The sequence below is a fragment of the Spirulina subsalsa FACHB-351 genome, assembly GCF_026130165.1.
Classification (GTDB): domain Bacteria; phylum Cyanobacteriota; class Cyanobacteriia; order Cyanobacteriales; family Spirulinaceae; genus Spirulina_A; species Spirulina_A subsalsa_A.
Genome location: NZ_JAIHOM010000032.1, coordinates 1 through 13,155, shown reverse-complemented (window position 1 = coordinate 13,155; position 13,155 = coordinate 1). Strand labels below are relative to the sequence as shown.

The window sequence follows — 13,155 nt, the reverse complement described above, 5'->3', positions numbered from 1 at the left end:
AGGAGGGTTAAAGGGTTATGGTGGAGATAAGTGCGATCGCCAAGCGATTAGAACAGTACAGCTTAAAACATCCTGAAGAAGTTCTGCTAGTGACAGCAGAAATTGAGGGGGAACTGGACACAATTGCCGTTTTTAAGGGGTTTTCCAGTTCCCTGATGCGGGCTACGGCGTTTGATCCCGATGTGCCTGTTTTACCCCCACAAGCCATGATTTTAAGTATTGATCGCGTTCGCAGTCCCTACAATCCCGAACAACCGGATTATATTGCTCAGGGGTTAACCTTGGCACAAATGCAGGACTGTTGGGAACAAGGTTAGAGGTTATGTTCCGCCTTCTATCCTTCAGGTTAGTCGATTCAAAAATTAACATAACCTGTCTTGACCAGAGGACGGGTATTTTCCCCCAGACATCAGTAATTTTACGGAAATCCCTCAAGGCAATCTAAAAAAGAAAGGCTATAATTGTGCCTTCTCTGCGCCGCCATCTAAACATTCCAGAAAAACCTGAAAGAGGTCAATTTCCCTAGAAAAGAAAGGTGTGTAACAATAATCTCGTTCTAAAGTGGTATTCTCCACTGTAAAGTTGTGTGTTGTGTGAGGAGTAATAGCGATGGTAACATCTCCCGTGCGAATTCAGGGACTGAACCCTGTTCATCTACCCCAAACCTTAGAATCTTTACGTCATGGCCCCCGCCAAGCCTATGCAGGTCTACCGAAAACCCCGCTTTTTGGCACCGATGGCATCCGGGGAAAGGTGGGGGAACTCCTCACCGCATCTTTAGCCTTAGAGGTCGGTTTTTGGGCGGGTCAAGTGTTTAAGGCAACGGCGGCACAACCGGGACCGGTGATTTTAGGGCAAGATTCCCGCAATTCTAGCGATATGTTATCTACGGCGCTGACGGCGGGTTTAACGACGGCTGGGTTGGAAGTGTGGAATTTAGGCCTCTGTCCTACCCCTTGTGTGTCTTTCTTGACGGCACAAACGGAGGCTATCGGTGGAGTGATGATTTCCGCGAGTCATAATCCCCCAGAGGACAATGGAATTAAGTTTTTTGGCGCAAATGGTACAAAACTAAGCAAGGAGGCGGCGAAACAAATTGAGGCGGGATTACGGGGGGAGTTAGGGAGTCCCACCACTGGGCCCCAACATTGGGGACAATATCACAGTCGCCCCCGTTTAATTGAACAGTATCAACAAGCTCTACAGCAATCTCTGCCGCCTAATTTGGATTTTAGTGGGTTGCGGATTGTTTTGGATTTGGCTTGGGGGGCTTCGGTTTATCTAGCTCCTGCGGTGTTCCGGGCGTTAGGGGCTGAGGTGATTTGTTTGCATGAACGCCCCGATGGCGATCGCATTAATGTCAATTGTGGTTCAACTCATTTGGCCCTCTTACAAGAAGCTGTTCAACGTCATCAGGCTGACCTCGGTTTTGCCTTTGATGGTGATGCGGATCGGGTGATGGCTGTGGATAGTCAAGGCCGAGAAGTTAATGGGGACTATATTCTCTATTTCTGGGGTCAGGAATTGCAAAATAGACAGCAGTTGCCGGATCAGTTGATTGTGGCCACAGTCATGGCCAATCTAGGCTTTGAGCGCGCTTGGGAGCAACGGGGCGGTCGTTTCCTGCGGACCGATGTGGGAGATCAGCACGTTCAAGCGGCGATGTTTGAAACTGGAGCGATGTTAGGGGGTGAACAATCGGGTCATATTCTCTGCCATCACCATAGTTTCTCGGGGGATGGTTTACAGACGGCTTTGCACTTGACGGCTTTAGTGAAACAAGCGGAGGTGACACTGAGTGAATTAGTGGAGGAGAGTTTCCGCCCCTATCCTCAATTGTTGCGCAATGTGCGGGTCGAAGATCGCGATCGCCGTTTACATTGGCAAGACTGTGATCTCCTCACCCATGCGATCGCCCAAGCCGAAAAAGAACTCGGCTCTCAAGGTCGGATCTTAGTCCGGGCTTCGGGAACAGAACCCCTGATCCGCGTCATGGTAGAGGCAGCAGAACTCAATGTCGCTGAATATTGGACAAACAATCTAGTGCAAAAAGTGCAGCAATATTTAGCGGTTTAACCCACAAATCAGCTTGCCCTTCCTGTCAGGGCAAGCTGCGTCAGATTCAATTCCTTAAGCTTGAAGCCCCCCACACCCAATCAGAGTTATGGTGTGGGGGGATGTCAAAAGAAATAGGATTCCGACAAGACACTAAACCAATTGTGCGGTTAAACCAATTTCTTGGGCGGCACGATTGAACATCACCTGTTGACGGCGCAGATTAGACCGTTGATTTTGCCAGAATAAAGCACAGGCTTTCTGACGCACGGAGGGAGTAGTATTAACGGTTTCTTGCACAGGTGTATTCCCCTGCCCCGGATTATTGCTCTGAGTCCCTGTGCTGTAATGAACACCCCGATAGACTAAATCTAACGTTGGTTTTTGCACCGGGGGTTTTTCCAAATTGCGGAATCGCCACTCCAAACCGCGATACTTGCCCGTCACACCCGTTTCTACTGTGTCTACTGGGGCCGGCTGATAATCGTAGGCAACACCACGATAAGTGAGTTGCATGGTTTTGGATTGCATGGTTTTAGGTTGCATGGTCTTCGCCTCCATAGCGAGCGTATCGTGTTCGTTAAATGAGGCGCGTTCCTTCGGGATTGCTCCCTACTTCCGTCTCCCAAGGGGGCGACTCCTAACTTAGAGTCCTTTGGGGATGAACGATTGTTTTTGTTTCTGTATCCATTGTTACCGTTTACGGAGAAAATGTCAAGGGGGGAAGGGAAAATTTGAGCCATCCAGTTTCCCTGTGTCTCTCAACCCTCAAAAATGTATGGGGTTGGATTGCGCGCTTCGCTTCACCCAACCGACAGGAAGCCCCACCCATGATTGATCGAGCTTCCTTCCAACCCCTGTTAAAAACCCGGTTTCCGACCCATCAGGGTATGTTACTTTGAGGGGCGATTCGGGGAGCGATAAAAGGGCTTTTTCACCACTTGGGCGGGGTAAGTTTTGCCGCGAATTTCCACCTCTAGGGCTTGGCCGGGCTTACTCAGAGCTTTAGGGACATAAGCTAGAGCGATCGCCTTGCCCAAAGTTGGCGAGAGAGTCCCACTGGTCACTTCTCCCACCTGTTCCCCCTCATGGATGACAGGGTACCCATGCCGAGCAATATAACGTCCGGTCATTTCCAGTCCCACTAAACGCCGAGGGATGCCCTTATTTTTCTGCGTTTCCAACACAGAGCGCCCCAAAAAATCCCCTTTACTCTCTAAGTGGACTAACCACCCCAGACCTCCCTCTAAGGGGGTAGTGGTTTCGTCTAAATCCTGCCCATAGAGGGCCATCGCAGCTTCTAAACGGAGGGTATCCCGCGCCCCCAAACCACAAGGAGTTACACCCCCTTGGGCCAGTGCTTGCCAAAGTTCTTGACCCACGGCCTCATCGACCATCACCTCAAAACCATCCTCTCCGGTGTACCCCGTGCGGGCGATAAAGGCCTCTTGACCGAGGAGGGGAGTGGTACAGTGACCAAAGGCGGGTAGGGCGCTTAAATCAGCTTCTACAAGGGGCTGTAAGACCGCCACCGCTTGGGGGCCTTGGACGGCGATGAGGACTTTTGCCTTGGAAACATCCTCCATGGCAACGGGGGCATCTTCAAAATGGGCTAATAACCACGCTTTGTCTCGGGCCCGAGTAGCGGCATTGACGATAATCACGCCATGTTCTTCCCCTGTTTCGCTGGGGCCTTGATAGTAGACAATCACATCATCAATAATCCCCCCTCTACGATTTAACAAGACCGTATATTGCGCTTGTCCGGGCTGTAAACGCCCTAAATCTGAGGGGACTAAACCCTGTAAATGCTGTAATAGGTCATGACCTTGAATTAAAAATTTACCCATGTGAGAAATATCAAACATTCCCACCTGAGTCCGCACGGCTTCATGTTCTTGTTTCAGTCCGCTAAACTGTACGGGCATTTCCCATCCGGCAAACTCGGTAAAACGGGCATTTTGTGCCGCCATGAGTTCATAGAGGGGCGTTTTTGCTAAATTCGATGAGGTTTGGACGCTAGCCACGAATTATTTTCCCTAAACCAAAGTTGATTGATTAATGTTTCATATGTTAACGGGATTCGTTCTTGCTGACACTCTTTCCTTTGTTGGGTTGGGGGAACGAACAACCGTTAAAATGAGAAGGGCAGGAATTAAAAGGGGACTCTCAGGAAAACTGTGATCATTTTTGGGTTAGCGTTTGCTAGTAGTTTGGCGTGGTTTATTAGTAGTTTGATGGGTGGGGGAAGTCCGTTAGTTTTAATTCCCGTGTTGAGTCTGTTGGTGGATGCGATGGCGATTCCGCCGATTATTACGGTGGGAATGTTGTTTGGCAATGCTCAACGGACGGTGATTTATTGGCAAGAGGTGGATTGGTCTATTACGCGCTGGTATGTGCCGGGGGGAATTATTGGCAGTATTATCGGGGCGTTTTTGTTTAGCCGTACTCAGATTGCTTGGTTGTCGGTGTTGCTGGCGCTGTTTCTCTTAACGTCGGTGGTGGCGATGGTGTTGGAGCGACAAGTTGAGCGTTTTGAGGTGAAGGCTTGGTATTTTCTCCCGGTGGCTTTGGTTTATGCGTTGCTGTCGGGTTTAATTGGTAGCACTGGGCCAGTGTTACACCCGTTTTATCTGGGGGCGGGGTTGGTGAAGGAGCAAATGCTGGCGACAAAATCCTTGAATATTTTACTGGTTCATGTGGTGAAAATTCTCGCCTATGGGGGGTTCGGGGTTTTGACGACAGAACATTTGGGCTATGGGGTTGTTTTGGGTTTGGCGGCGCTGCCGGGGAATTGGTTGGGACAACGGGTGTTAAAACGAATTAGTGACCAGCAATTTCGCCGTTTTGCGATCGCCTTTGTGGCCTGTAGTGGGATGTTTATGTTATGGCAACAACGGACACTCCTCGGGATTTGGTAAGTGGGAGAAATCTCCTCCCCCGGTTCTCTATTCCCGACTCCCTGAGTTATGTGCCTAACGGCACGCTCCGCGCACAGCAAGCCCTAGATGGATTCGCGATCGCCATATTTAATTAAAAGTGCGATCGCCACACTCACCGCCACAATTAACACGGTACTCAAAGCCGAACCAAACCCCCAATTCCGAGAAGCGCCTAAAAATTGGTTATAAATGAGCCGAGAAATGGTCATACTCGACGCACCCCCCAACAGTTCGGGATCTACAAAGTCCCCCAATCCCGAAATAAAAACCAACAGGGAAGCGGCTGCAATGCCCGGAAAGGTTTGGGGAATGGTCACTTTCCAGAAGGTTTCGAGGGGATTAGCGCCTAAATCAGCCGATGCTTCCAGTAGTTCCCGATCTAGTTTTTCTAAGGACGCATAGAGGATTAAAACCATATAAGGCAAATAGCTGTAGGCCATGCCAATAAATACAGCCGGGGTACGATTGAGTAGTTCTAAGGCCGGGAGTCCCAAACTGGTTAGGATGGTGTTGAGGAGTCCTGTGGGGCGGAGAATGGTAATCCAAGCATAGGTTCGCAGGAGGGAAGAAGTCCACAGAGGCAGGATAAACCCCAACAACAGCAGATTCCGCCAGCGTGGGGGAGACATTTGGGCAATCCAGTAAGCGACGGGAAACCCCAGCAGGAGACAGAGCAAAGTCGAACCCGAGGCAAAGAGGAGAGAACGCCCTAAAACCCTGAGATTAATGGCATCAAACACCCGGAAATAGTTATCGAGTCCACTGGGATTGACCACTTCTCCGGGGTGGATATTGGGAACGAGACTCAATTCCACAATAATTAGGGTGGGTAAGACGAGGAGCAAAAACAGCCACAATCCAGGAGGCCCGAGGAGAATGGAAAGACCTAACCACGGTTGGGAGGGTTTTTCTAGGGGAGGTTGGGGATTGAGCATAATGAGTAATTATCAAAACTTAGCCACTGGTGAGTTGAGTCCAGTAACGATCATAGAGGGCGCTGGTGGTTTCATCGATGGGGATTAAGCCCTCACAGTTGCCGATGGCCGGTTCTGGGGGGAATAAACAAACATTTTCCCGGATACGACGGGGGAGTTGTTTAAACGCTTGTTCATTGGGGGTAGCAAAACTGAGGCGATCGCAAATTTCCGCCGCAATATCAGGCTGTAACATGAAATTCATCCAAGCATAAGCCCCCGCCACATTGGGCGCGCTGCGGGGAATCACCAAGGCATCCCCCCAAAGAGACGAACCACTCAGGGGGAGAACATACTGGAGGTCTGGGTTTTCCTGCATCACCTCATTGGCATCGGGAGCATAACACATGGCCACCATAAGATCCCCCGTCAAGATTTGATTACGCCACGCATCAGACGTAAAAGAGGCGATCGCAGGTTTTAACGCCCTCAGCTTCTCATAGGCCGCCTCTAGGGCTTCAGGATCGGTAGAATTGTAGGAATAACCCAGCGATCGCAACGTAGCCCCAATCACCTCCCGCACATCATTTAACAGCGTAATTCGCTTACGCAAATCCCCCTGATGTTCCCAGAGATAATCCCAATCTTGGGGCGGTTCCGACAGTTGAGTACGATTATAAATTAACCCCGTCGTCCCCCAACTTAAAGGAATACTATAACGATTGTGGGGATCATAAACCGGATTCTGGAAACGCGGAAACAGCCGATCCAAGCCCACAATCTGACCGTGATCCAACTCAAGCAGCAAATCTAACTCCACCATCTTCTGCACCATATAATCCGAAGGGTAAATGATGCTATAATCCCCCCCACCACTCGCCTGTAAGCGCGCTAACATCGCCTCATTCGAGTCAAACACATCCGCCACCGCCCGAATCCCCGTTTCCTCCTGAAACCGTTGCAACAGGTCATCATCCGTATAGCCCGCCCAAGTATAAATATAGAGTTCATCCGCCGAACCTTGGCGCGTTGGCGTAGGTTTCACACTAGCCAAAGTCCACCCACAACTAGAAAGCGTCGTTCCAGTCAGCAGGAGCGTAGAAGATTGGAGAAAACGGCGACGATTAAGAGACATGAATATGCTGTATTGATTCAGAAAACCACCCGGGTCGAGCTAATATCCTCTATTTTGCCTCATCTCCCACACCCAATAGATGATTTGTAATCAACAATTGACCTGTTCGCCCTCCTTGAAAAGTTAAAGCTGTGTACCTCTGGTCAAGAGCGCCTATTTTCTCTGCCCCATCTACTACAACTCCGGAAACTCGTAGATAATCGTCCCCTTAATCGGATCATTGTCAATATTCGCGTATCCTTTCTTAACCATCTTCATTAACGCTTCCTCCACCTCCGCAAAATCTGCCCCCGTCTCTAACACCCCTTGGGTAACAGATATCTTCCCCTGACGCTTTTGAGCCGCTTTCAGCAAACGAACCCTTAAATTATCCGACCCAGAAGTATCTACCATCGTCGGTGCAATCGTCGCCGTCGGCATCGGCACCCCATTAGGCAGTACCCCATACTTCATCCGTAACTTGAGATCATACTCCTCCGCCATATTCGGGATTAAAAACAAATCCACAAACTGCCCCACCCCAAACAAACCAAACGTACAAAACCACAAAAGCCCTGACCCGATTTTCCCGTTGTATAAACGGTGAATGCCACCAATCCCCACAAAAATACTCGCCCACAGAGCGTAAGAAATCAGCAACCGCTCAGTTCGGGTAGTTTTACTATTCATAGAACCCAAAACCGTCATACTCACTATTCTTCCTATTCTAGAAGACTCGCCCTTCAACTACAGGCTCGCCGTACCAGAATCCATCTTCCCTCCATTTTTGTTACATAATTTCATAAAATCGTTGTAACTCTTAACACAAAGAGACTTAACCCCCCCCATGCTCCTTGGTACACTGGAATGCAACCTAGAATCAAAAAAGTCCCTATAAATTGGAGACACTGTGGACTACCATGCTTGATTTAGGCTTGATCACATGATTGGCCTCATGGCAACACAGAATCAATAAAACACCTCTAGATAGAACATCTCTAAATAGAACATCTCAATACAACATCTCAATACAACATCATGGTAAGTACCGTTCAAAAACCTGAATTTGACGAAATCCGTCCCGGTGTTAAGGTTCCCGCCAAGGAAACAATCCTCACCCCTCGTTTTTACACCACAGACTTTGACGAGATGGCCAAAATGGACATCTCCGTTAACGAGGACGAACTGCGAGCCATATTAGAAGAGTTCCGCGCCGACTATAATCAGAAACACTTTGTCCGGGATGAAGACTTTAATCAATCTTGGGAGCATATCGACGGTGAAACCCGTCGGTTGTTTATTGAATTCTTAGAGCGCTCTTGCACGGCCGAATTTTCCGGCTTCCTGCTCTACAAAGAACTAGCCCGCAAACTGAAAACCTCTAGCCCCTTGGTAGCCGAGTGTTTCCAACTCATGTCTCGGGATGAAGCCCGTCACGCTGGGTTCTTGAATAAGGCCATGTCGGACTTCAACCTCACCCTAGACTTAGGGTTTTTAACCAAGAGTCGTCAATATACCTTCTTTAAGCCCAAGTTTATTTTCTACGCCACCTATTTATCCGAAAAAATCGGTTACTGGCGTTATATCACCATTTACCGTCATTTAGAGCAACATCCCGAGAATCGGATTTATCCCATCTTCAAATTCTTTGAAAATTGGTGTCAAGATGAGAACCGTCATGGGGACTTCTTTGATGCCATCATGAAAGCACAGCCTCAATTTTTGAACGACTGGAAAGCGAAACTGTGGTGTCGTTTCTTCCTGTTATCTGTGTTCGCCACCATGTACTTAAATGATGTCCAACGTTCCGGTTTCTATGCCTCTTTAGGTCTAGATGCCCGGGAATATGATAAATATGTCATTGATAAAACCAATGACACCGCTGGGCGAGTTTTCCCCATCGTGTTAGATGTCCATAATCCCAAATTCTATGAGTCCTTGGAGACTTGTGTGAGCAATAATGAGCAGTTACGCCAGATTGAAGAATCTAACGCTCCTGCCCCGATTAAATTCCTGAAAAAACTGCCTCATTATTTAAGCAATGGAGTTCAGTTTGTGAAATTGTATTTCATGAAACCTATTGATGTAACTTCTTTAGAAGGGACTGTTCTCTAAGCACAGAATAGAGACAAGGATGATACAAAGCCAGTAGATTGTTGTTCTACTGGCTTTTTTTCTCTGGGATTACAAAACTCAAATGGAAACGCTATATATTGATACTAAATCCGTGAAGAAAATGGCTCACAACCAACTCAATACGAAGTTCAATATACAATCATTAAAACAGTTTAATCTTCAACAATTTGCGCTGCAAAGTGACTTTAATTTCGTCCTCACCATGTGGGGTTTGAGTCGCCTGCTTATTCTCTTGACGTTTTGGGGAATTGCACCATTAATTCCTGTTCCACCAAGGGGCGTAAGTGCTGTCATTGGCTTAGAAGCACTCTCTTGGTGGGATGGACAATGGTATATTGAAATTGCCAAGGAAGGCTATAGCTATGTCAATGATCATCAATATCATTCTGTGGCATTTTTTCCCCTTTTACCCCTGCTAATGCGGGGGTTAATGGTGTTTGGCTTTTCTCCTTTAGTGGCGGGTATTTTAATTAATAATACGGCTTTTTTTGGGGCTTTGTTGCTCATCTATTACTGGCTCAAAGAGAAGCACGGGGAGAGAGTAGCTCGTTGGAGTGTAGCTACTTTAAGCTGGTGTCCCTATTCTCTTTATGGTACGGTTCTGTATACGGAAGGATTGTTTTTACTCCTCACAACGGCTACGTTATGGTGCTTTGAAAAAGAACAATATGGTAAGGTGGCTTTGTTGGGGATTTTAACGACAGCAACTCGTTCCCCAGGGGTGGCTATGATTCCGGCTTTTTTAATCATGGCGGTGTGGAAACGTAAACCTCCGGTTGCTTATTTAGCATCGGTGGCAATGGCGGGGGGAATTGTTCTTTATAGTGTCTATTGTGGTCTAAAGTTTGGCGATCCTTTAGCCTTTGCTAATGTACAAATTGCTTGGGGAAGAATCAGGGGATTTGATTGGGTAGACTGGCAGCGTGTTTTGATGTACACAATCATTGGGGTGCAAAATTGGAATAATCGACAAATTCAGGATGTTTTTTACCCGGTGATGGTGCTGTTAATCGGGTGGTTGGGGTTAAGTTTTTGGTATTTTAGGGCAAGGTTGGGGGCTTTTTCGTCCTATGGTATGGTGGGTTTGTTGCTGATTCTGTGGCTGTTGGCTGGGGATTCTTTTTTGCGGTTGGGGATGGTGTGGGGTGGATTAATTTTGTTGTTAGTAAGCTGTCGTAAACTTAGCCCGGTGGTCATATTATATGGGTTGTTTAATTTGGGAATTATTTTAAGTTCAGGTCGTAGTGGTTCGTCGGAACGTCTGGCCTATGGTATTGTGAGTTTATCGATGGGGGCTGGGCTAGTTTTGGCAAGATATCCCCGATTTGGTTATGGTTTAATGGGCTTTTTTGGCTTACTTTTGGTGACGGTGACGATTCGTTTTGCTCAACAAACTTGGGTCGCTTAAGGGTTGAACCTATGGGTTAAGATAGCGCTTCCATTTGAGTTTTGTAATCCACAAGGGAAAGCCAAGGGAACAGGGAACAGGGGGAGTCGAAAAAATACAAGCCTTTTTGATTATTTATCCCTAAAACCTTGCAGTTTCTCGCTCTTACAAATGGCTGAAAACTCTATTAACACTGCTTGGCGGGATATTCAGCAAACCCTAAATACCGAGGAACTCGGCCGACCTAGACCCGATTCAAACCAGTCTCCTGTGAAGAATCCCCCCTAGCCCCCCTTTGAAAGGGGGGAATTATCTGGACATCATATGATTTGGAAATGTTATATATTGGCGAAAAAGGGAGATTAGATGGCTCTAATCTCCCTTTACGTTCACTCTTGATATGTCTGATCTTGAATTAGCTGACCGCTTGTTCCACGGGATAGACACTAATTTTTTTCTTGGACTTGGTTTTATATTCAAACTTAACCACACCATCCACTAAAGCAAACAGTGTGTCATCTCCACCACGTCCCACATTTTGCCCGGCGTGGAATTTGGTTCCCCGTTGACGAACGAGGATGTTTCCAGCGCGAACGACTTGGCCGCCGTAACGTTTCACACCTAAGCGCTTAGAATTAGAGTCGCGGCCGTTCCTTGTGCTTCCTGTTCCTTTCTTATGAGCCATTGTTGTTCTGTCCTATTGCCTTGAGAGTGGTCTATTCTTCTTCGGTTGTCGCTGTTTCAGAGGGAGTGGTATCCGCAACGGCGATCGCAGACCCATTAAGATTAATCGAATTCACCATAAAACGGGTCAACTCTTGGCGGTGTCCGCGTTTTTTGCGGGTTTTCTTCTTCGGCCGCATTTTGTACACAATCACCTTACGACCCCGGAAATTCCGAATTACCGTCCCTTCCACCGTCGCCCCTTCCACAAAAGGCTGACCGATTTGAACCTCCCCGTCATTGTTCACCAACAACACTTTATCTAAAGTGTGGGGACTGTCACCTTCCACTGGGAGTAATTCAATATCATAAAAGCGACCGGGTTCCATGCGCAATTGCTTGCCACCCGTTTCTACAATCGCATAAGCCATAGTTGTTCTTTCCTTTAAAGTCGCCGTACAGGTAGCTAAATTACAGTTTCAGCTTTTGTCTAAACCTGATCCGAGCCAGTTAGACACGCAATCTCTTATTATACAGGTTTCGGCTCAATCTTCGCTAGAGGGAGCCGTTGGGATTAAAGCATCGGGAGTGGAGAGTTCCACCCCCGCCCCCCGATCATAAATGTCTACATCCCACTGTCCATTGCGATTGACTTCAAAGGCAATAAAACGACCATTGCCGCTAATTGTGGGATGGCGTACTGTTGCTAATACATTGCGGGTAATGGCTTGGGCTTGAAAGTTTTGGCGGTCGTAAACAAAAATATCGGGTTTGCCCTGTTGTTCTGAGACATAGACAATATAACGACCATCGGAGCTAATATCTGGTTGGTCGTGGAGAATGCCCGGTTGATTCAACCCCGGCAGGGGAATGAGTTGACGACGTTGCACATCGTATAGCAAGATGCGGCGCTGGGCATCTCGATCGGAGGCGAAGACGAGATACCGACCATTATAAGAGAGACGGGGATGATATTCTGAGCGGTTACTGTTGAGGGTTGCGCCTAAACCTTGAGGGGGAGGAGCGAGGGAAAGGGGTTGGGGTTGGCAACTACTTAGACCGAGGACAACAATCAAGACTAAATAGACTAAACCTAACCTCCTCACGTTCTCACTCCTCTGATTGCTCCTAGGTTTAAGCCATTTTGTTGACTTGACGAGCCATATCCCGGAAGCCTTTTAAACTGGGGCCGGGACGACGTTTGGCGCGGGTGGTGGTGTATAGGAGATAGTCGGGGGCAAAGGTACCAGTTGCCGGAGGTTCTGGGGCTTTAGGGGGGGCTGGAGCCGGAGCGGGGGCGGGTGTTTCCACCGCAACGGGAGCGGGAGCGGCCGGGGCTTTAGCGGGGGCAGGGGCGGGTTTCTCTGGCGCAACGGGAGTTGAATCTGCTGGAGCGACAGGGGTTCCTGCGTCGTCCAGTTCTAGGTAGTAGGATTTTTTCTTGCCACCGAAGAGGCCGCCAAGAAAGGAAAATAAACCGCCAAACAGTTTTTTAATGAAGTCGAACATAAAGCTGTTACTCCTTGAAGTGTCAGTAATGGGGGATGATGAAAAAAAGGCAAGACCGAGTTGCCGGGACAACTGGTGTTTATTTCTTTTTATAGGATAGGGGCAAGGGAAAAGTTAAGCAAATCTTTAGGGGAAATTTGGGCGTTGAGGGTTGGGGGTGGAGGTTGAGTCTGGGTTAACGGGGGAGGCGATCGCAGAATCCCAAAACCCCCCGACTCAAGCTAGACTCCCAAGGGAGCGCCGACCGTATTGAATCGCCACGAAACCCGTCAGGTACATCAGCATGACCGTTGCTAAAGCCAGAGGGATTGACGCTCCCATCGCTAAAAGCGAGGGATTCCCTGTTCAACCAGTTACCTTATCTACTAAGCTCTCACCTAATAGACAGTGGGTAGTCTGTCCGAGGGCTTAAATTCCTGTCCGCCCGACAGTATT

14 protein-coding genes and 1 riboswitch are annotated in these 13,155 nt (G+C 48.2%); of the genes, 5 read left to right on the top strand and 9 right to left on the bottom strand.

Annotated elements, in window-relative coordinates:
* The first annotated feature begins 17 nt into the window (after positions 1 to 17).
* Together K4A83_RS08285 and glmM are read left to right on the top strand one after the other, a co-directional pair.
* The gene (locus K4A83_RS08285) at positions 18 to 317 is read left to right on the top strand and encodes a DUF7734 family protein (RefSeq protein WP_265264010.1); all 300 of its coding nucleotides are present in this window, start codon (positions 18 to 20) and stop codon (positions 315 to 317) included.
* A gap of 292 nt (positions 318 to 609) precedes the next feature.
* Positions 610 to 2,076: a phosphoglucosamine mutase gene (glmM, locus tag K4A83_RS08280; RefSeq protein ID WP_265264009.1), complete on the top strand. Its 1,467-nt coding sequence runs from the start codon at positions 610 to 612 to the stop codon at positions 2,074 to 2,076.
* Between the two features lie 132 nt (positions 2,077 to 2,208).
* On the opposite strand, the gene K4A83_RS08275 is transcribed toward glmM, so the two are convergent.
* Both K4A83_RS08275 and gcvT read right to left on the bottom strand, forming a co-directional pair.
* Positions 2,209 to 2,601, bottom strand: coding sequence for a DUF4278 domain-containing protein (locus tag K4A83_RS08275; protein ID WP_265264008.1), 393 nt, complete (start codon positions 2,599 to 2,601; stop codon positions 2,209 to 2,211).
* Positions 2,602 to 2,643: 42 nt separating this feature from the next.
* Positions 2,644 to 2,725, bottom strand: a riboswitch (Glutamine riboswitch).
* 223 nt (positions 2,726 to 2,948) lie between these two features.
* The gene (gene gcvT, locus K4A83_RS08270; protein WP_265264007.1) at positions 2,949 to 4,082 is read right to left on the bottom strand and encodes a glycine cleavage system aminomethyltransferase GcvT; all 1,134 of its coding nucleotides are present in this window, start codon (positions 4,080 to 4,082) and stop codon (positions 2,949 to 2,951) included.
* Positions 4,083 to 4,235: 153 nt separating this feature from the next.
* Here gcvT and K4A83_RS08265 point away from each other — a divergent pair, with 153 nt between their 5' ends.
* The gene (locus K4A83_RS08265; protein ID WP_265264006.1) at positions 4,236 to 4,976 is read left to right on the top strand and encodes a sulfite exporter TauE/SafE family protein; all 741 of its coding nucleotides are present in this window, start codon (positions 4,236 to 4,238) and stop codon (positions 4,974 to 4,976) included.
* Positions 4,977 to 5,059: 83 nt separating this feature from the next.
* Here the strand turns inward: K4A83_RS08265 and K4A83_RS08260 are convergent, their stop codons facing one another.
* The 3 genes from K4A83_RS08260 to K4A83_RS08250 form a co-directional block, all read right to left on the bottom strand.
* Positions 5,060 to 5,932, bottom strand: a complete 873-nt coding sequence (locus K4A83_RS08260) for an ABC transporter permease (protein WP_265264005.1) — start codon at positions 5,930 to 5,932, stop codon at positions 5,060 to 5,062.
* 19 nt (positions 5,933 to 5,951) lie between these two features.
* Complete coding sequence (locus K4A83_RS08255) at positions 5,952 to 7,046, bottom strand: polyamine ABC transporter substrate-binding protein (RefSeq protein WP_265264004.1); 1,095 nt, start codon at positions 7,044 to 7,046, stop codon at positions 5,952 to 5,954.
* A gap of 174 nt (positions 7,047 to 7,220) precedes the next feature.
* Positions 7,221 to 7,715, bottom strand: a complete 495-nt coding sequence (locus K4A83_RS08250; RefSeq protein ID WP_265264003.1) for a TM2 domain-containing protein — start codon at positions 7,713 to 7,715, stop codon at positions 7,221 to 7,223.
* Positions 7,716 to 8,063: 348 nt separating this feature from the next.
* Between K4A83_RS08250 and acsF the strand changes: the two genes are divergently transcribed.
* On the top strand, positions 8,064 to 9,140 hold the full coding sequence (gene acsF, locus K4A83_RS08245) for a magnesium-protoporphyrin IX monomethyl ester (oxidative) cyclase (protein WP_017306724.1): 1,077 nt from the start codon (positions 8,064 to 8,066) through the stop codon (positions 9,138 to 9,140).
* Positions 9,141 to 9,261: 121 nt separating this feature from the next.
* Positions 9,262 to 10,569: a hypothetical protein gene (locus K4A83_RS08240; protein WP_265264002.1), complete on the top strand. Its 1,308-nt coding sequence runs from the start codon at positions 9,262 to 9,264 to the stop codon at positions 10,567 to 10,569.
* A 394-nt stretch (positions 10,570 to 10,963) separates the two neighbouring features.
* On the opposite strand, the gene rpmA is transcribed toward K4A83_RS08240, so the two are convergent.
* The 4 genes from rpmA to K4A83_RS08220 form a co-directional block, all read right to left on the bottom strand.
* On the bottom strand, positions 10,964 to 11,233 hold the full coding sequence (rpmA, locus tag K4A83_RS08235) for a 50S ribosomal protein L27 (RefSeq protein ID WP_265264001.1): 270 nt from the start codon (positions 11,231 to 11,233) through the stop codon (positions 10,964 to 10,966).
* A 31-nt stretch (positions 11,234 to 11,264) separates the two neighbouring features.
* Positions 11,265 to 11,642, bottom strand: a complete 378-nt coding sequence (rplU, locus tag K4A83_RS08230; RefSeq protein WP_265264000.1) for a 50S ribosomal protein L21 — start codon at positions 11,640 to 11,642, stop codon at positions 11,265 to 11,267.
* Between the two features lie 114 nt (positions 11,643 to 11,756).
* Positions 11,757 to 12,317, bottom strand: coding sequence for a TolB family protein (locus K4A83_RS08225; RefSeq protein WP_265263999.1), 561 nt, complete (start codon positions 12,315 to 12,317; stop codon positions 11,757 to 11,759).
* 28 nt (positions 12,318 to 12,345) lie between these two features.
* Positions 12,346 to 12,720 (bottom strand): hypothetical protein, encoded by a 375-nt coding sequence (locus K4A83_RS08220; RefSeq protein ID WP_265263997.1) that lies wholly within the window; start codon positions 12,718 to 12,720, stop codon positions 12,346 to 12,348.
* Positions 12,721 to 13,155 lie beyond the last annotated feature (435 nt).

Coding starts and splice junctions, on each gene's coding strand:
- rpmA (WP_265264001.1), bottom strand. CDS start 11,233: ATGGCTCATAAGAAAGGAACAGGAAGCACAAGGAACGGCCGCGACTCT.
- glmM (WP_265264009.1), top strand. CDS start 610: ATGGTAACATCTCCCGTGCGAATTCAGGGACTGAACCCTGTTCATCTA.
- K4A83_RS08250 (WP_265264003.1), bottom strand. CDS start 7,715: ATGAATAGTAAAACTACCCGAACTGAGCGGTTGCTGATTTCTTACGCT.
- K4A83_RS08255 (WP_265264004.1), bottom strand. CDS start 7,046: ATGTCTCTTAATCGTCGCCGTTTTCTCCAATCTTCTACGCTCCTGCTG.
- K4A83_RS08260 (WP_265264005.1), bottom strand. CDS start 5,932: ATGCTCAATCCCCAACCTCCCCTAGAAAAACCCTCCCAACCGTGGTTA.
- K4A83_RS08240 (WP_265264002.1), top strand. CDS start 9,262: ATGGCTCACAACCAACTCAATACGAAGTTCAATATACAATCATTAAAA.
- K4A83_RS08220 (WP_265263997.1), bottom strand. CDS start 12,720: ATGTTCGACTTCATTAAAAAACTGTTTGGCGGTTTATTTTCCTTTCTT.
- acsF (WP_017306724.1), top strand. CDS start 8,064: ATGGTAAGTACCGTTCAAAAACCTGAATTTGACGAAATCCGTCCCGGT.
- K4A83_RS08275 (WP_265264008.1), bottom strand. CDS start 2,601: ATGCAACCTAAAACCATGCAATCCAAAACCATGCAACTCACTTATCGT.
- rplU (WP_265264000.1), bottom strand. CDS start 11,642: ATGGCTTATGCGATTGTAGAAACGGGTGGCAAGCAATTGCGCATGGAA.
- K4A83_RS08285 (WP_265264010.1), top strand. CDS start 18: ATGGTGGAGATAAGTGCGATCGCCAAGCGATTAGAACAGTACAGCTTA.